The following is an 18,085-nucleotide window of genomic DNA, read 5'->3' as shown; positions in this document are numbered from 1 at the left end:
CATGGAAATAGCTTTCTTAAACTCTCTTGTGGTCACGAGTCCAGGCTTTTATAAAGCTGAAAAGATTACATTGGAAGAAGTTAAACAATGGCTAAAGCATTATGATGGTCGATACAAAAGTTTTATCGGACATAAATCAACGGCACAGTTTTTGCAAAAATTATTAGGCATCAAGATTGAACAAAACCGAAAGACTTTTAGGCATATGAAATATCAAAAAGCAATCTGTTTTTCCTTGTATGAACGATATCCCGAAAACGTGCTGCTAACGCAAAGAGACTTAGAGAAAGCCAGATATCAATTTTATTTATTAACTCGGTTAGATTAGGAGGTGGCTGTGATGAAGAAAAAAAGGATTCTAATTGTGTCGGCTATCGTGTTGCTGTTTTTAACTGTCGCTTCAGCTGTAACAGTATTTTCGGCTGATGGAGATACCACCACGCAGCCAAAAATTGAGAAAGCCGGCGGCGTGGAATTGAAGGTGAAAAGATTTCCTATCTCACGCTATCAAGCGAATAATGAAGCATCTGACGATTTAATCAAGGGGGCGTTTGTTGGGCTGACAAACGTCACTTTTTCTTTTGCGGGAAACATTGTCCGTGTGGTTGATGCGGGAATGGATATTTTGTATAACTTGCAACCGATTGACGAGTTTGCAAACTCCATTACAAACGTCTCTAAAACAGTTTATAAAACACTGAAAAAGAATTTCGGTGAAGCTTTATTTATTTTCACGTGTGCCTATGTTGTCTACTTGTTCTGTGTGAGAGGTAGCGTAAAAGAAGCCATGCGGCGGAGTATTTTATTTATTTGTGTCATGGTGATCGGTGGGCTTTGGATGTCAAACGCTGGTTATTACATGAAAGCGTTGAATGCCTTGTCTGTAGAAGCGCAAGGAAAGCTTTTAACTGCGGGAAATGGATTGGTTGGCATTGTTCAAGATGAAGGCAATTTTGCGGACAGTTCTGCGATTGAAAAAGGAAAGGAAATGGAAGGCACAGTTGCGGTTATGCGTAATCTTTACTTTGACATTGCTTTGATGAAGCCTTTTTTAATTGTGAATTTTGATGAAACAAGCGAAAAGAAAATCAATGAGAAAGATACAGATAAAGGCGGACTTAATCGTATAGATAAACTGCTTTCTTATAAGCTTTCAGAGGATGGAGAAAAAGATAAAAAAGATTATATAAAAGAAACTGAAATTGATGAATATAAAAATGAATCTATGACTTCTGGAAATGTGTTTAATCAGCTTGGAGAATCTTTTATTGCTGTGGTCGCTTCTATTGTTATTGGAATCCCATTTTTGGCACTAGCGTTTTTTAATTTCTTGCTTCAAGTTGTTGCTTTAGTCATTGTCTTTTTCGTACCATTCGCTTTCATATTAGCGTATGTTCCCCAATTAGCTTACTCTGGATTTGTCACTCTTGGACGTTTGGGGAGTGTTTATCTACTGAAAGCAATGTTAGGTATTATTGTTCTGTTTGTGTACGTGACATGTTTTATCGTTGACAAGTTAATACCTCCAAACGGTTTCGGAATGTATCTTTTGAATGTTGCTGTCCTTGCCTCAATTTTGTGGATTGGTTTTCACAAGAGGGATGCCATTATCAAGTTTGTGACTGCTGGAAAAGTAGTTTCAGTTGATAATAATATGATGGAAAACATGAGACAAAACATTGTTCAGCCTGCTTGGGAACAAGCAAAGAAAATAGGTGGAGTATGGGGGAACGGAGGCGGCGTATTTACTGACTTTACAAAGCATTTTGGGGGAAGAAAAGACGGTTCGAATGCTGATGGCGTAACTGGTGCTCCAAGTGGTGGCGGCAATTCACCGAGTGGGGCTGCTATGGGATATGATAATACTCACGCCATTTCAAGAACTCCACAAAAAGAGACTGCTAACGGAATAGCTAGTCATAACAGCCGCAACTTAAAACGAAATCCTCAAACTCTATCGAAAGAACAAGAAAAGCAAAAACAAAAGGAAGCCTTTGCAAATGCAAAAGATAATAAACAGCAATCCCATTTAGACAGATTGAGAAAAGACGGAATAAACTCACCTATGCTGAAAGATGTTTTGAATGAAGGAAATGAGGATTTATCCAAACGAGCACCTATCTTGCAGGATAAAAAGGATGAATCAGCTAGAACAGATCAAAAAGAATATGTTGAACAGCTTCTTAAACAGCCAGATAATCAGAAACAAACTGACGATGCATCATTACAACTTGAAGAAGAAACTACTTCTAATCGAGCACCAGTCTTACAAGAGAGTGAGAAAGAAACAGAACGTACAGACCAAAAGGCATATGTTCATGAAGGACAAAACCAGAATACTGAAACTGAAAAACATCATGACTTTGAAGTTCAGAAAGATGATTCTGTTTCAAAGAGTGAGCCAGTAGCACAAGAGAAGACAGCAGAAATCAAAAGATCAGACCAAAAAGTCATGACGAATCAATCTGAACCGCAGCTCGGCTTTGAAAGTCCTCAATCTACAAAAGTAGAAAATCAGTCTATTGCCAATAACGAACGTAAAATCAGACCATCTGAACCAGCAAAAGTTCATTCAGATGGTATTCGTGTTGAGGAAAAACAGGCTGTTGCCCCTGCTGAAAGTAAGGCTGTATCAAGAGAAAAACAGCCTTCATCACAAAACATTAAACGGACTGAACAAAGTGTTAATACATTTGACCAAGTGTCTTTGAATGAAATTGCAAGACGCTCTTCATCAAAAGTAGAAGATCGACTGAGAAGGGACGAGAGAAAAACGTTATAAACACAAAAAAAAGCCTAAAGATTCGCTTTAGGCTTTACTTGTCTATTTGTTTTTATTTAGCTCTTTAACTATTTCACGTAGTTCTTTAAGCTCCCATTCCTGTTTATCATTATTATAATTTCCTATATGAGTTGACCATTTCTGATGATTAGTTTGCTCTTTAAAAAAGTCCAATATTTTATCTAGTGCTTCATTAGCATCGTCGGGTGAAACATTATCGAATCTGAATGTGTAATCAGCATTATTTATAGTGGCGTTTATTCCAAAAGTAATGTCCTTACGTTCTGATCCTCCACTTAAATAGAGTTTAGTATATTTTTGTCCCTTTATTCTTTTCCAACTTTTGCTGGCAAATAATTTAATCAGATCCCATGTTGCGCTTTGACCAATACTCTCAACCAATGAGGTTAAAACGGCGGAATGTATAAGAATAGATACAACAGTATCTAATTCTGCAAATGCCATTGGTTGCCCTTCGGTATCAGTTGATTTAACAGTAATATCAGATTCAGAGAGTTCATTTTTTAACATTTGTATATCTTCAGGCGGTATTACATTTGCAAAATTAGTGATGTAAATTGTCTTTGAATCATCTAATTCTATATCAAATGTCATTCTGCAACCTCGCTTTTCGTTTTTTTTACATTTTATCACAACTTGGAAGAATAGTATAAGAAAGGGTGGATTTGTAACTTGATTAAGAGAAAATATCTTCTATCAATGATATTCTCAGCCCCTTTTATCTTCTTTTTTGTTTTATCTATATTAGTGGTTATGACAATTTCAAGAGAAAATCAAGTCGGGGACGATTTTATAGGCGGTGGGGATGGCGAATATGAAACAGTTGGCATTGCGCCGGAAGTGGAACGATTTAGAGCAGTATTTGAGAAATATGCCCGTCAAGAAGGCGTTTTTGACCAAGTGAATATTATTATGGCGCTCACCATGCAAGAAAGTGGTGGGCGTTCTTTAGATATCATGCAAAGTTCCGAAAGTATTGGCTTACCTCCCAACTCCATAACTGACCCAGAACGTTCGATTGAAGTCGGCATTAAACATTTTAAGAAGGTTTTTAAACAGGCTGGCGGTGATGTTCGTTTAACCTTACAGGCATACAACTTTGGTTCTGGCTTTATAGATTATGTCAAAAAGAATGGCGGGAAATACACAAAGAAATTGGCACTTGATTTCAGCCGATTGCAAGCTTTTAAAATGGGCTGGAAAAGCTATGGTGACCCAAGTTATGTTGACCATGTCATGAGGTATGTGAAAGGTTCTGATAAAAATGTGAAGCCTGTGAATGGTTCTATGGATTTCTATGAAACGGTCATGAAAGAAGCTTTGAAATATGAAGGGCAACCGTATGCCTGGGGTGGTTCAAACCCGAAAACTGGATTTGATTGTTCGGGCCTTGTTCAGTGGTCTTTCGCCAAAGCCGGAATTACTCTTCCAAGAACAGCACAGGAACAACATGGGGCAACAAAGAAAATAAGTGAAAAAGAAGCGACTGCGGGTGACTTAGTGTTCTTTGGTGGCACATATGAAGGAAAAGCCATTACTCACGTCGGCATCTATGTAGGCAATGGCAGAATGTTTAATTCGAATGACAGTGGAATCGAATATTCTGATCTGAAATCAGGTTACTGGAGAGATCACCTTGTATCTTTTGGACGCATTAAATAACTAGGAGTGAAAACATGAAAACACATATTGCATGGGCTTCAGCTTGTTTGTTATTAATATTGTTGACGGGATTTTTCACGAATGGACAGCAAACGTATAAGATTGAAAAGTTAAAAGATAAAAATGAAGTTTTGAGCGAAAAAATTAAGGAACTGAACCATATAGAATCAACAAGTAGCGCTTCGGAAAATAAGGCATTTTTTGAAGCGTTTTTTAATTACTCCGACATAGATAAACGATATGAAACAGTTAAGAAGCACACAACTGGAAAAGGGTTTGATTATGCATTCCCTTCTCGCTCTGATCAAAAGCACACAGTCAGCGTGCAAAGTGAATTACTATCACTAGAGAGTTATTCAAAGCCGTTAGATGAGTCTCATGAATTGTTTTTAAACATTGTTGAAGTCGCCACAACTGCAAATTCAGTCACTACGAATCAAGTGTTAATTGTACAAACGACTATGAAGAAAGAAAAGGATGGTTGGTTAGTCGATAATGTGCAGGTTAAGGGAAATGGATAAAAGGTGGAAAAGATCAATTTGTTTGTTTATACTAAATATTGAAAAAGGAGGTAATGTTTATTTTGAAAAACCTTTTTATTTTTCTTAGTTTGATGATGATGTTTGTTTTAACTGCATGTGGTGGAAGCAAGTATGATGATGCGATTGATGATGTAATTAGCCAATATAAAGAGCATAAAGGAAATGACACAGAGATAAATATTAAAAGAGAGAATGCGATTGTTAGAGTCTATGAAGGGGGCAAATATATTCAGTTTGCATTTTATATGCCGGATAACTCTTCACGTGAATTAACAACATTTAAGTATTATGAAAAAATAGGAGATAAATATGAAAAGATGACTGATATGCCGGGGAATGGAGAAAATGATCGACTTGGCTTATCAAGGAAAACACCAGATTATGAAGAAGCAAAAGGTAAAGAAACTAAGTTAGAGGAGTAAACCATGTGTTTACTCCTCTTTTTTTGTGTTTATGAAAGGGTTGCCGTGATGTTGGCGTCAAGTCGCAAAAGTATTGGTGTAACCGCAAAAAAACCGCAAAGGAGTAGATATAATGTACCTTTTTACAATTCATCTTTGTAAAATAAAGGGTGTTCTGACATAATACAATTAATGTAAATATTCGAACAATTTATGTAAGGATGGGGGAATTTTCTTGCGGGGTGTTTTCTTAGATAAAGATAAAATTCCGTACGACATAGTCACAAAAAAGTTAAATGATTGGTATACATTAATAAAAGATGATCAAGTTGAGCATGCAGAGATTATAAAAATAGAAGTAGAGAAAGAATTGCTAAACATGGAAGAAAACCAAGATGCCTTGTTATATTATCAGTTATTAGATTTTAGGCACGAGATAATGCTGAGTTATATGAAATCTAAAGAAATAGATGATCTCAATAATGCTTATGAGACTATAAAAGAAATTGAGAAACAAGGGCAATTAACTGGTATGTTGGAATATTATTTTTACTTTTTTAAGGGTATGTATGAGTTTAGGCGAAAAGAATTAACTTCAGCCATAAGTGCCTATCGAATAGCTGAATCAAAGTTGTCGGAAGTTGAGGATGAAATAGAAAAAGCAGAGTTTTTTTTCAAAGTGTCCTATGTATATTATTATATGAAACAAACATATTTCTCCATGAATTATGCAAATCGTGCACTCAAAATATTTAGAGAGTATGAAGAGTATGCGGTCCAAACTGTGCGTTGTCAATTTATTGTTGCAGGTAACCTGATCGATTCTTTAGAATACGAAAGAGCCTTGGAACAATTTCTGAATTCTTTGGAAATTGCCAAGGGAAGTAACATAGAGCATTTAATTGCAATGTCACACATGAATATTGGGATTTGTTATGATGAATTGAAAGAATATAAAAAGGCTTCACAACATTTAATTTTAGCGTTAGAAATTTTCGAAAAATCAAAACATAGTTTCCTAACAAAGACTTTATTCACTCTAACCTATGTAGAAGCAAAACAACAAAATTATGATGTTGCTTTGATATACTTTAGGAAAGGGCGATTTATTGCCGATAAAAGTGATGATAAGGAATACTCAGCGAAATTCAAAATATTAGAGGGGTTATTTTTTTCAGATGGCGAGACTCAATTAATAAAGAATGCATTTTCATATCTGGCTTCGAGAAAAATGTTTGCAGATGTTGAAAATTTTTCGATTGAAGTCGCTGATTATTTTCATGAACAAGGAAATTTAATGCTCTCTAATGAATATTATCGTATGAGTATTGAAGCAAGACGAAAAATTAAAAAAGGGGAGATTATTAATGAAAATCAGCCGGATTCTATTGGCAGCAGTGATATTAGGTAGTCTGTTCACAACTGCTTATAGTCAAAGTAGTCAGAATGGTAATGGTGAAGTTAATATAGCTGCGGATAGGGTAGGTGCATAGACAAATTAAAAAAGGAGGAAAGCTTTGTCCTATTTCTAGGATTAAGCTTTTTTTATTGTAAACGGCTTAAAACCTTTCTTTATATAACCAAATATTCGATTGTATAAACATGGAACATTTGAAATAATTGGGTTACAGTTAATGTTCCGAGGAGGATATCTATGGCAGGGAAAATAATTATTGATACTAATGTATTTTTAGAATTCTATCGATCTAAACAAACTTCTTTAGAAAAGTTAAAAGACTTGACTCGTTATGCTGAACATATAATTTTACCAAAACAGATTTATCATGAATATAAAAGAAATAGACATAAGCAATTTAAACTTATATCTGATTCCACTAGTGTCGCATTAAAATAATTCAACGATTTATAAAAATCTAAATTTTCAGTAATTTTATCTTTGCATAAAAAAAGCCTTTATAATGGTAGGGCGGTAATAAACCATCCAAATCCAAAGTAAAGGACAATAAGCATGGATAAGTTTACACGAAAAACATCATTTGAACAATGGTTTTCACCGATTTTCTCCACAAAACTCGAGGAATTAGTTGAAAGCTATCAATTAAATTACTATACAAAGAAGCTACATATTGCGTCATTCTTGAAATTGTTCGTATTCGCTCAGCTCAATGAAACCGAGAGTCTGCGTGCAGTCAGTGAGACATTATTTTCTGACGACCTTCAAAAAGCGACGCATTTAGAAGCGATTAGCTTTTCGCAGCTCGGACGCCGATTAAATCAAGTGCCGACTGAAGTGTTCCAACAGGTATTTTTGGATTTAGTTGCCCAAATTCACGAGAAATCACATTATGAGCAGCGCCGAGAAACGACAACACCACTGAAAATTATCGACTCGAGTACGTTGCCATTGAACTTGAAAAACCATAAGTGGGCTGAATTCCGTAAAACAAAGTCGGGCATCAAGCTTCATTTACGTCTTGTTTACGCAGAAAAAGGCTGTTCCTATCCAGATAAAGCGGTGCTGACAAACGCGAAAGAACATGATCGTGGTCAGCTGGAAGTACTCGTTGACGACAAAGAATGCATGTACGTCTTTGACCGGGGTTACTTGGATTATGAACGATTTGACCGCATGACAGACGATGGGTATTTCTTTGTGTCACGCTTACGAAAAAACGCTGTCATTCGTGTAATCGAGCCATTTAAACTGCCTGAAGACTCGCTTGTGTTTTCAGATGAAATGGTTTTGATTGGTACACCACAAAACCGTGCAGAAAACGCTTTTCGCCTCATCAAAGTGCTCGATTCAAAAGGAAACGAACTGCATCTGATCACGAATCGATTTGATTTAAGCGCTGACGAAATCGCTGAGTTATATAAGTCGCGCTGGGCAATCGAGCTATTTTTTAAATGGCTGAAGCAGCACCTGAACATCAAAAAGTTCTACGCGCAGAGCGAACAAGGCGTACATAATCAAGTGTATATCGCAATGATTGTATATTGCCTAAATGTACTGGCACAGCTGAACACGAACAGTTCAAGGACGTACTTACAAATTAGTCGCTTACTCAAAGCGGCACCATGGAAATCCGCTCATTTATGGCTACGAAAAATCGTAGGGAAAACCGTGCCCTAAAGAATTTCACAGGTCTGTTGCACTCGTCAAAGATTATAGTAAAAAAATGGATGTTAACTACCTCTATTCAAATGTCTTTGTTTTTCTTCTCATGAGCAAAAACAAGAAAGCAGAAAATTCAGTCAAAATTTATGCAACACTAGTGATCTGATTCATTTAAAAAATATATGACCGGGTTAAATCCACTTAATTCTCATTTTGTAGAGTCCATAGAAGAATATAAGAAATTAATCAATCAAAAGAAGGAGATGAAGAAAACCGTTGAAAAATTGATAGACAAAATTGAAGGTCTTAAAGAAGAAGGAGATCCAATAAACGAAGTTATAAATAATCTATATGAAACAGAAATTGTAGAAAAACTTGACATTAATGATCAAATAATAAAAAAAGCAAAAGATAGGCAATTAATTGGAAATCCTCCAGGGAGTAAAGATTCAGTAACAATAGGTGATGAAATAATATGGGAATCAATTCTTGCAAATATTTCTGATGATATTGTAATAGTTACTAATGACAAAAGCTTTTTAGATAATATGAATTTCTTAATGGAAGAAATTAAAGATAAAGGATTCAAGCTCTTAGGTATAACACCATCAATTACAAAAGCAATTGATATAATAGGTGCAGAACCTTCAAAAAATCTTGAAGAATTAGAGAATGAACTCCAAGCTCATACTTTTAGTATTCACAATAAGACTTACTTAGAAAAAGTAAACAGGTGTGGATGTTTTCATTGTTTAGAAATCTTTAGCCCTGATGAAATTTTTGAATGGATTGATAATGAGGACACAGCCCTTTGCCCTTATTGTGGAATTGACTCAGTTATTGGAGAAAGTGATGTATTGCATATCACAGAAGAGTTTTTAAAAGGAATGCGTAAAAGATGGTTCAGTTTTGAGTAATCTTTTAAGTTGACAAATTCGTTGTCTAGCTTTTTTTACATTGTTCATTTATGCAGAGGTAATATGATTACTCTGACAAACTTTTCAACCCTGATGATTTAGCTATACTTTAAAGGAGAAGAAAATGGAACAAACACAATTTGATACTAGCAAGTTTATGTCTGAAATAATTCAAAAAAATATAGAGACTATATTAAAAGGAATTTTTAAATTTGGTAAGGATACAGCAGCTGATATCCAGGTCAAAACTCTATATGCATACAAAACTTACCTGACCAGGGCTGCAAAAAAATATGGTGAGGTTAAAACTCTTATTCATAGAACAAATCCGATAAATCTCTATGAATTTTATGTTTATACTAATTTAAAGTGTGATAAAGATATTATTTCAGCAAAAGATATAAATGATTTAATGAGATATAATACATGTAATATGGTATTAGGAAGTGGTGGAACTGGGAAGTCCACTTTATTTAAGCACTTGTTTCTAAGCTCTTTGATGCATACTGATAAAATTCCTGTATTTGTTCCACTTAGAAATGTTAATGGGACAGATCATTCATTGATCGATTGTATATATGAAGAATTGGTGACTCTTGGATTTACATTAGAAAAAGATTATTTTATGCAATCTTTAGATAAGGGTGTGTACATATTTTTATTCGATGGTTTTGACGAGGTAGAAGACAGCAGGCAGACTAAGATGATCAGAGAAATAGATAAATTAACTTGTAAGTATAATGAAAACTATTATCTTGTATCCTCAAGACAATCAGATAGTGTATCAATGGGATGGGATGGTTTTTCTGAATTAACAATGTTACCACTTACAAAAGAAAAATCTATTGAGTTAATAGAAAAACTTCCATACGATAATGAGATAAAGGATGGTTTTTTAAAAAAGCTAAAAGAAACACTGTATAATGACCACGAATCTTTTTGTAATAATCCATTGTTATTAACTTTAATGTTAATGACTTTTGACGAATTTGCAGATATTCCTCAAAAAATCCATGTTTTTTTTGGTCAAGCATTTGATGTTTTAAACCTTAAACATGATGCAATAAAACCTTATAAAAGGCCAAAGAAAACTGATTCTGATAACTTAGGGTCTGATGGTTTTACTAAGATACTAGAAACAATATCAGCACTAAGCTATTTGGAGAATAAAGTCTCTTTTAACAGTTCAGAGTTAAATGATTATATTGTTAAAGCAAAAAAAATTGAACGTTTAGATTTCAATACGGAAGATTATAAGTCGGATTTAATTCAAGCAGTCTGTATTCTAGTTTTGGATGGTTTAAAATATATTTATTTACACCGTTCGTTTCAAGAATATTTCACTGCAAAATTTATCAATAGACAATCTGAAGATAGACAGAAAAAAATTCTTATGAAGATTCTTTCCTCTGGTAGAGTTACTAGAAGTGAACAAGTATTAAATATTTTATTTGATCAAAATAGAGCGATGGTTGAAAAACTATTAATTATTCCTTTGTTAAAAGAATTTTGCGAAGAGATAACAGGTTTAAACGTTGAGGAAATTTTCGAATATTATATTGAAAAAAATTATGAGAAGGTTAGATTTGAGATAAGGGTTTATAGTGATGGTCATTTCGCAATAATCCCGAGACTATATGTGGGCAGTCATAAAGGTTCAATTGTTTCACTGCTATTTTTTGTTAACAGTGTTTACTTTAGATACGAATTGCCTGCTAATGCTGTGAGTAAAATTATCTTTGATTCTATAGAGAAATTAGAGTCATTCTTAAGTCTATTTGATATAAGAGATAAAAAACTACTCGAACAAGTAAGAAATAAAAAAAGTGTTGCTTTCAGTATAGAACCAGTTCGTCTTATTTCAGCTATGAGAAGTGATTCATATTTAAAACGTGATATAATAAAATGTTTTAGTAATATTACACTTTTGTTGAAAAATACTTTGAACATATTCAAACAAATTGAAAAAGAACATCAAGAAATAGAAATAATTGCTGACGATTTATTTGATTTTTAAAGAAGACGGGTTTAGTTAAAATTAAATTTAAAGGGGAAGCATTACATGTGTTTAATTTAAATTGGGATTCATACCCACAGTAAAAATACGTTTCTGCTTCACTAATATAAGATGTTTATAGATTATGTTCTGCCCATTTACTGCCCATAATTAACAACAAATCAATAATATTGGTGTAAACGAAATAACTAAGTGCTATAAATAAAGGCTTTTGTAAATGAAGATATGATTTTACTAGGTTGAGGGCCTAGTGGGTGAATAACCCGTGGAGGTTCAAGTCCTCTCGGCCGCATCTCAATAATACCAAGGGTTTAACCACCTTTGGTATTATTTTTTTGTGCGGAAATACGGCTATGAGAGAAGAGTTGCTCACCAAATCTCACCAGTTACTTAAAGTAATCATCCAAACGGTCGGCAGTTTCCTTCTGTTTATTAGGAAAAAGATGTCCGGAAGTATTCAAAGAAACGGAACTATGTCCTAAAGGAACTGTAAAATCTCTCGTTTTTGTTTATACATCCAAGTTTGGGTGAGAAATTCATGATCTTAAAATCGCAATTTGTCTTGAGAATTAGTAGCGGATTTCTTTAATTGACGTATCCAGATAAAGTGTCGGATCAAATAGAAAGTAGTTATAAGGGCAATCATTAATAAAATCCATATTGATGAGAAAGAAAGGATAATCAAAAAGCTGATAATAAGCATTAATGATAAACTTTTTGAAAACTTACCAGGTAACAGTTTATATGCAGACAAAATACCGCAAATTGCATTACTAATAAAGAAAGCATTAGCCATTCCAACAATTTGTTCAACATTAATGATGTTTATAAATAAAAGAATAAAAACGATTGCATGAACTAATGTTAATATGCTTATGGCTCCAATTGGTATGTTTGTTTTGGAGCGGTAAGAAATCAAGGTTATTTTTTTATTCTCTGAGGCTATTAGACGTGATACTCCACCAGTAACCAATAAATATGTGCTCATACATAATATTGTTGTGATGAAAGCCATTGTCGGGGAAGCAAACGACGTTCCAAGCAATGGAATTAAAATAATCGTTAATGTGTGTGTGTGATGTAAATCAATCCATTGATAGGCAGCAGCTACAACAATACAAACCGTTGTGATGACCACTGAGCTTATTACTATTGCTTGGGGAATCGTTCTTTTTCTGTTTTTGACATCCAAACTATAATTACCTATAATTTCCCAACCTACTAGAGCCCAAAAAAGCAAAAGAATACTATAACCAAAATCATCAAGATGAAATGGTGTTTTAATAAAAGCTTTATCCCTCATAAAGGGAATTGAACTAATCCCTCCACTTAACAATACTACTGTGGAGACTGTGGAAAACATAAATGACACTTTTCCTACGGAAGAGATATTCGATAATAGAACGAATAAACAAATCATCATTAGAATGATTCCATATGTCTCTAGGGACCAACCATTACTTTTGAACAAAGCCTTGAGGTATTGACTGGCTGTCATTAGAACGGCTACTGGTCCAACACTGCCCGCAATAATAAAAAATACAGAAGTTAATTGTTTTATATGTTGTCCAAATGCAAGTTCAACTGTATGTGCAACACCAGATTCATTCGGGAATAAAACACTTAATTTTCCAAACAATGAAGCAAATAGAAAACTAATGATCATCATAATAAACCATGCTAATATGGCATAATCCCCAGTCTTACCATAAATTATTGGTGGAAGCAAAATAATTCCCGATCCCAAAATAGGACCAACAATTAATCCACTTAAAAGTACGGGGCCAAGTTTTTTTTCTCTCACTTTTCATTCCATCCCTTCCTAAACGTGTCTTACGATCATATTTCAATTGTAATTTGTTTCCTTTCATCCGTAAAATAGATATATATGAACTTTTCCATCGGAATTAGTAATGTTTAAAGGGGGAGAGACGATGGAAATACGGCATCTAAAGACATTTATAACAATAGTGGAAAAGGGAGGATTTACAAAAGCAGCTGAATATTTAGGTTATGCCCAATCGACCATAACTTCACATATCAAAGATATTGAGCAAGAAATAGGAGGACCCTTATTTAATCGTTTTGGGAAGAAAATGCTGTTAACTGAAGTGGGTGAGTATTTGTTGCCATATGCAAACGAAATGATCAGGATTTCTGAAAAAGTAAAACAAATACAATCAAACGATGAACCCATGGGGAATCTTGTTATTGGTGCCCCGGAATCTTTAACGGTTTACCGTTTACCTCCAATTATTCACGAATTCAAAAAGCTTTTTCCTAAAGTGAAAATTACTTTAAAATCATCGACATGCTGGGAATTAAAAGATGATCTCCGAAATGGGAAGGTGGATTTAGCGTTTCTGTTGGAGTATGAACAAGAGGAAGCTGATTTATATATAGAAAAACTAATAACTGAGCCAATGATATTGGTATTCCCTAAACAGCATAAGTTGCAAAATACTCCATTTGATGATTTTTATTTTTCATCTGATGAAGTGATTTTATATACAGAACATGGGTGCAGCTATCGTACTTACTTTGAAGAGTATATGAAACACCAAGGACTGGTTTCGGAGAATACCTTTGAATTTTGGAGTGTTGAGGCAATTAAGCAGTGCGTTATGTGCGGTTTAGGAATTTCGTTATTACCGTTGATCACTGTACAAAAAGAGTTGAAAGAAAACAAATTAAGTGGATTGATTATGGATGAAACACGTATTATAACGCAGGTGGCATATCATAAAAAAAGATGGAATTCCTTAGCGATGGCTGAATTTATAAATATAGTAAAAAAACATGCGGAATTATGGAAAAGAACTCAGACTTTATAGTCGATGCTCATTAAAATCTTACTCCCAAATAAGAATAAATAATTGTAAGCACCATAATCAAAATAAACAAAAGTTGATATATAAGGGATTTGAAACAGAAAACACATATTTATTTTAATGAAGGTCTAGTGGGTGAATAAGCCGTGGAGGTTCAAGTCCTCTCGGCCGCATCAATGATACCAAGGGTTTTGACGCCCTTGGTATTTTTTTAGTCTTTGAAGAAATTGTGTTTTGTGACCAAAAGTGTCCACTAACTTAAAGTAAGTCGTCTAATTTGTCCGCCATTTCTTTTTGTTTGTAACCTTCTCGTTCAGATCAAAAGCACACTGTCAGCGTACAATGAATTAATTTAGAGGAATAGACTAATTTATCAAGACCAAAATTAAAAAATAAGATAAAAAAAGGACATAACATATTAGTCGTATAAAATATGTTATGTCCTTTCTTGTTCTACTAACGTATTCGCTACTTTAAGTGTAAATGTTCACAATGTTACTTTACTATGGAATAAAAACAAGTGTCAGTCAGCTTGCTACCATCTGCGGATAAATCATCATTTCTTAAAGTGCCTTCGAATACAAACCCCAATTTTTCTGGAATAGCACGACTTTTAAGATTTGTTGAATCACATCTGATTTCAATTCTTCTAAATTTGATATTATGTAACCCAAAGTTAGCTAATTTTTTTACTGCTTCTGTCATATATCCATTCCCGCTATATTTAGTATTTACCCAGTACCCAATTTCACATTTAGGAATGTTCCAGTCAATTCTCTGAAGGCTAGTTATTCCAATAAAGTCATTGCTATCTTTATCAAAAATAAGAAAACGAAAACTTTCTCTCTTTAAAAAATTTATATGAGCATTTCTTAAGTTTATCTCTGTTTCTTCAACAGTAGGAAGTTCTTGAGCAAATGGCAACCACGCTTTTAATTCAGAAAAGGAATCTCTAATTGCTTGGTTTACAATTTTCCCGTCTCCTGTTTGATGTGGTGCTCGAAGAATTAGTCTTTCTGTTTCTAATTGTAAAGGAACATCTAACAACAAAGGATTCAATTGATTTCCCCTCTCTAAAATTTAAAATTGCAATAATAAACTCTCATCTCCAAGTAAAAATTCTTGAGGACGAGAGGACAATTTCGTGGTATCTTCTGCTCTTCTATTCTTGTTTATCAGTGACGCCTCCAGTAAGAATTGAATATTTTTTATTCTCATCAAAGAATTTTTTCACGATAGAGTAATTCACATTTAGCCTCACATACATTTAATTTTGGTTTGCAATTCATCGATCTTATTAAGTTCATACTCATAATCACAGTTACCTTCTAAAACAAAATTCATAGTTTCAAAGAAACTTTTCGCATTCTTTAAGAGTGATTCAAAAAAATCAAGTTTCGGTAGTAATACTTTTTGTTTTTGGTCAATTTCAAATAACAACATATCGTTCGATATTGATTTCATTTTCAATAGAAGGGGTTGATCTGGAAAATAAGTTTCGCTTTTTCCTGTTTCAATAGCTTCTTCAATTAGATTTAAAAAATAAGCCCACAATTGGTCAACCAAGTCCCACATAGTGACATCAAGCAAATCTTGTTCACCATATTTTAAAATAATCGCCCCAGATAAATAGTAAGAGTCTAACTGTGGTTTTATGTTCTTTAGTCCCTCTATATTGCTAAGTGGAACAAAGTAATCGTCAATATTATTTTTTAAGATTGAAAGATCGTTTATCTTCTTATTTGGCCTAAGAATTAATGATTCAATATAAAACATTTTACCTCTCCTATTTTTCCGGATAGAATTGTCCTACTCTTCCTTTTTGAAAGCCTACAACATATTGTTGACCCTCATATGATCCTCTAATTTGATAACTAAATTTAGTTCCTTTTTTCGTTAACTCTTCACGGTTTTGTTTCATAATTGATTCTATCGCATCTGCAACATCGTTAACAGTCATCTCTTTATTGAGAAAAGATTGTTGAGACTTAATTGAACCATCCCATAAATTAGGATGATGGCGCTCTAAAATATGCTTCATTCCTCGCTTATCAATGAGGAATGATTGTCCTCCAAAAGTGTATTTTCTGCTTTGGAAAGTTTTTAATTCGTTTACAACTTCATGCGGTTTAGCTTTCTTTAATCCTTGTACAGTAGACGAGTTCTTAAATATTTCAAGTGCAGAGTTTTTATAATTCTCTCCATCAAGCACGTTAAAAGGAAAAGTCCCTGAACCACCAGCCATTGCGAACTGTTGTTCAAAAACACTTGGTATTTTAACGTATTCAATACCTTTTTTTATTCCTGTTTTTGAAACTTCAAGTGTCTTAAGTGCAGCAACTTTTGAACCGGCTTTTGCAACTTTGGATACTTTATCAATACCTTTCGGACCAACTATTGCAAGAACAACAGTACTGCCGACATAGGAAACCCATTTTGCTCTGCTGTGGCTATCTCCATTAATCATTTCACGTTGAAATGTGTCTTCTATGTCTTTTGCTATGATCTTATAGGTATCGATTGGATGTAAGGCTGCGTTCACAGTTCCAGAAAGCGATTCAATCGGGTGTCTTGCAAGTTGATAGAGACCCATCACTGTATCTTTACCTGCTTCATACATTCCCATTGCAATACCTTTTCCAATTTCAGCTTTTTGTTGGAGTTCTTCGAGTTGGCGGAAATAAACTTGCTGCTCAGGTTCCAAATTCTCGTATCCTATTTTCTTCGCAATTTTTAAATACTCGTCTGGATCTGTTACCTTTACAAGCTGCTTTTTCAAATCTTTTATCTCACATTTGTTAGCTTCCTCTTTTTTGATCTTTAAATATGCTTCAGATTGCTTTTCGATATCGCCTTTTTTCTTATGTATATCGCTCTCACGATATGCCTTGGCATTATAGTGAAGGGGTGTAGCATTCTTGCCCTTACCTGTTGATTCCTGTAACTTTTGAAAGTCTGCTTTAATGAATTGTTCGTTAGGTTCAGTTATCGCATATTCAGTTTTTAAGTTTTCATCCACATCGCCTATTTTATCAACAGTCTTTTTCCGTTTGTTTTCGGCAGAAGAGAGTTCATCTTTAAAAGTCTCTGTTGAAAATAAATCAAGTGTAAGAATGTCATCGATATCATTCAGAATATCTTTCATTGCTTTCTTCTGCTCAGACATAATTGATTTTGATTTTTTATATGCGTTTGTTAGTTCATGTTCTAAGAAGGATTCCTCGATATATGCGTCAGATAAGCTGGCATCTTCTAAAACACCGGAGATACTAGTAAGGAAAGCGATCTTCATTTCAATTAAATCAATCCATTGATCAGTGACACCCACATGATCGTGATAAAAAGCTTTAATATTGTTTGCTCCCTTGCCAGAGAACTCACTGTCATCAAGATCGGCAACAGCCTTAAATGCTTTTCTTAGCTTAATCATTTGATTTTTCAATTCTTTATAATCTTTTGCGCGGTTTTCAGCTTCAGATAACAAAGACTTAGCTTCAAATACCTTCATTGTCCAATCCTTTCAGTAAGTTTATATCTAAATATTACCATGGAATAGATATGAAGTTTAAGGGGTAGGGAACGAATCTTAGATTATTTGAACATAATGAGAGTTGGAGAAATATGAAGTAAGGGTGTTTTTTTGCTCACCAATTATTAACGTAAAGAGAAGTTAGAAAGTGTAATGAAAATATTCTTACATAATCAGTGATTCTGTATTCTTTTGTTTACTCTACAACTTCAGCGCCTCAGAGTCATAACCAAGAATCATTATTCTGTATGCGCCATCAAAACCGTGTTCTTTTAAAAATATAAATTACACTAGATCGAACCTG

The 18,085-nt window shown here is 34.1% G+C and carries 16 protein-coding genes and 1 pseudogene; 12 read left to right on the top strand and 5 right to left on the bottom strand.

Annotated elements, in window-relative coordinates:
• Window position 1: 1 nt before the first annotated feature.
• Both PUN35_RS12055 and conG read left to right on the top strand, forming a co-directional pair.
• The gene (locus tag PUN35_RS12055; RefSeq protein WP_033881975.1) at window positions 2–328 is read left to right on the top strand and encodes a YddF family protein; all 327 of its coding nucleotides are present in this window, start codon (window positions 2–4) and stop codon (window positions 326–328) included.
• Window positions 329–331: 3 nt separating this feature from the next.
• Window positions 332–2,782 carry a transposon conjugation system subunit ConG gene (conG, locus tag PUN35_RS12050; protein ID WP_031600190.1) on the top strand — a complete coding sequence of 817 codons (2,451 nt, stop codon included), beginning with the start codon at window positions 332–334 and terminating at the stop codon, window positions 2,780–2,782.
• A gap of 42 nt (window positions 2,783–2,824) precedes the next feature.
• Here the strand turns inward: conG and PUN35_RS12045 are convergent, their stop codons facing one another.
• Entirely contained in the window at window positions 2,825–3,397 is a 573-nt protein-coding gene (locus PUN35_RS12045; RefSeq protein WP_014478921.1) for a hypothetical protein, read from the bottom strand.
• Window positions 3,398–3,502: 105 nt separating this feature from the next.
• Here PUN35_RS12045 and PUN35_RS12040 point away from each other — a divergent pair, with 105 nt between their 5' ends.
• The 9 genes and pseudogenes from PUN35_RS12040 to PUN35_RS12000 all read left to right on the top strand — a co-directional run bounded on the left by PUN35_RS12040 (window position 3,503) and on the right by PUN35_RS12000 (window position 11,421).
• Window positions 3,503–4,465: a bifunctional lytic transglycosylase/C40 family peptidase gene (locus PUN35_RS12040; RefSeq protein WP_031600192.1), complete on the top strand. Its 963-nt coding sequence runs from the start codon at window positions 3,503–3,505 to the stop codon at window positions 4,463–4,465.
• A 14-nt stretch (window positions 4,466–4,479) separates the two neighbouring features.
• Complete coding sequence (locus tag PUN35_RS12035) at window positions 4,480–4,986, top strand: hypothetical protein (RefSeq protein WP_031600193.1); 507 nt, start codon at window positions 4,480–4,482, stop codon at window positions 4,984–4,986.
• Window positions 4,987–5,048: 62 nt separating this feature from the next.
• Entirely contained in the window at window positions 5,049–5,429 is a 381-nt protein-coding gene (locus PUN35_RS12030) for a DUF4467 domain-containing protein (RefSeq protein WP_072592623.1), read from the top strand.
• A gap of 214 nt (window positions 5,430–5,643) precedes the next feature.
• Window positions 5,644–6,819, top strand: coding sequence for a response regulator aspartate phosphatase RapI (gene rapI / locus PUN35_RS12025; RefSeq protein ID WP_014478924.1), 1,176 nt, complete (start codon window positions 5,644–5,646; stop codon window positions 6,817–6,819).
• A gap of 243 nt (window positions 6,820–7,062) precedes the next feature.
• Entirely contained in the window at window positions 7,063–7,263 is a 201-nt protein-coding gene (locus PUN35_RS12020; RefSeq protein ID WP_014478925.1) for a PIN domain-containing protein, read from the top strand.
• A 114-nt stretch (window positions 7,264–7,377) separates the two neighbouring features.
• A complete protein-coding gene (locus PUN35_RS12015; RefSeq protein WP_014478926.1) occupies window positions 7,378–8,502 on the top strand; it encodes an IS4-like element IS4Bsu1 family transposase in 1,125 nt (374 codons plus the stop codon).
• A gap of 167 nt (window positions 8,503–8,669) precedes the next feature.
• Window positions 8,670–8,966, top strand: a pseudogene (locus PUN35_RS12010) (hypothetical protein); the annotation flags it as partial.
• A 153-nt stretch (window positions 8,967–9,119) separates the two neighbouring features.
• Entirely contained in the window at window positions 9,120–9,404 is a 285-nt protein-coding gene (locus PUN35_RS12005; RefSeq protein WP_033881083.1) for a hypothetical protein, read from the top strand.
• 124 nt (window positions 9,405–9,528) lie between these two features.
• On the top strand, window positions 9,529–11,421 hold the full coding sequence (locus PUN35_RS12000) for an NACHT domain-containing protein (RefSeq protein ID WP_014478928.1): 1,893 nt from the start codon (window positions 9,529–9,531) through the stop codon (window positions 11,419–11,421).
• Window positions 11,422–11,965: 544 nt separating this feature from the next.
• Here the strand turns inward: PUN35_RS12000 and PUN35_RS11995 are convergent.
• Window positions 11,966–13,225 carry an APC family permease gene (locus PUN35_RS11995; RefSeq protein ID WP_014478929.1) on the bottom strand — a complete coding sequence of 420 codons (1,260 nt, stop codon included), beginning with the start codon at window positions 13,223–13,225 and terminating at the stop codon, window positions 11,966–11,968.
• A 130-nt stretch (window positions 13,226–13,355) separates the two neighbouring features.
• Here PUN35_RS11995 and PUN35_RS11990 point away from each other — a divergent pair, with 130 nt between their 5' ends.
• On the top strand, window positions 13,356–14,255 hold the full coding sequence (locus tag PUN35_RS11990) for a LysR family transcriptional regulator (protein ID WP_014478930.1): 900 nt from the start codon (window positions 13,356–13,358) through the stop codon (window positions 14,253–14,255).
• A gap of 492 nt (window positions 14,256–14,747) precedes the next feature.
• Here PUN35_RS11990 and PUN35_RS11985 read toward each other — a convergent pair whose 3' ends face one another.
• The 3 genes from PUN35_RS11985 to PUN35_RS11975 form a co-directional block, all read right to left on the bottom strand.
• Window positions 14,748–15,311 carry a GNAT family N-acetyltransferase gene (locus PUN35_RS11985; protein WP_014478932.1) on the bottom strand — a complete coding sequence of 188 codons (564 nt, stop codon included), beginning with the start codon at window positions 15,309–15,311 and terminating at the stop codon, window positions 14,748–14,750.
• A 198-nt stretch (window positions 15,312–15,509) separates the two neighbouring features.
• Window positions 15,510–16,028, bottom strand: coding sequence for a hypothetical protein (locus tag PUN35_RS11980; RefSeq protein ID WP_014478933.1), 519 nt, complete (start codon window positions 16,026–16,028; stop codon window positions 15,510–15,512).
• 10 nt (window positions 16,029–16,038) lie between these two features.
• Window positions 16,039–17,760 carry a ribonuclease YeeF family protein gene (locus PUN35_RS11975; protein ID WP_014478934.1) on the bottom strand — a complete coding sequence of 574 codons (1,722 nt, stop codon included), beginning with the start codon at window positions 17,758–17,760 and terminating at the stop codon, window positions 16,039–16,041.
• Window positions 17,761–18,085: the final 325 nt, after the last annotated feature.

The organism is Bacillus sp. N3378-2at, from assembly GCF_033412715.1.
GTDB classification, from domain to species: Bacteria; Bacillota; Bacilli; order Bacillales; family Bacillaceae; genus Bacillus; species Bacillus subtilis.
The sequence above is the reverse complement of the archived record's forward strand: the minus strand, read 5'-3'. Positions and strand labels throughout refer to the sequence as shown.

Excerpts from the sequence above, each read along its gene's own strand:
- PUN35_RS11990 (WP_014478930.1), top strand. The coding sequence starts at position 13,356 with ATGGAAATACGGCATCTAAAGACATTTATAACAATAGTGGAAAAGGGA.
- PUN35_RS12015 (WP_014478926.1), top strand. The coding sequence starts at position 7,378 with ATGGATAAGTTTACACGAAAAACATCATTTGAACAATGGTTTTCACCG.
- PUN35_RS12040 (WP_031600192.1), top strand. The coding sequence starts at position 3,503 with ATGATATTCTCAGCCCCTTTTATCTTCTTTTTTGTTTTATCTATATTA.
- PUN35_RS12000 (WP_014478928.1), top strand. The coding sequence starts at position 9,529 with ATGGAACAAACACAATTTGATACTAGCAAGTTTATGTCTGAAATAATT.
- PUN35_RS12045 (WP_014478921.1), bottom strand. The coding sequence starts at position 3,397 with ATGACATTTGATATAGAATTAGATGATTCAAAGACAATTTACATCACT.
- PUN35_RS11980 (WP_014478933.1), bottom strand. The coding sequence starts at position 16,028 with ATGTTTTATATTGAATCATTAATTCTTAGGCCAAATAAGAAGATAAAC.
- PUN35_RS11975 (WP_014478934.1), bottom strand. The coding sequence starts at position 17,760 with ATGAAGGTATTTGAAGCTAAGTCTTTGTTATCTGAAGCTGAAAACCGC.
- PUN35_RS12055 (WP_033881975.1), top strand. The coding sequence starts at position 2 with ATGGAAATAGCTTTCTTAAACTCTCTTGTGGTCACGAGTCCAGGCTTT.
- PUN35_RS12035 (WP_031600193.1), top strand. The coding sequence starts at position 4,480 with ATGAAAACACATATTGCATGGGCTTCAGCTTGTTTGTTATTAATATTG.
- PUN35_RS12020 (WP_014478925.1), top strand. The coding sequence starts at position 7,063 with ATGGCAGGGAAAATAATTATTGATACTAATGTATTTTTAGAATTCTAT.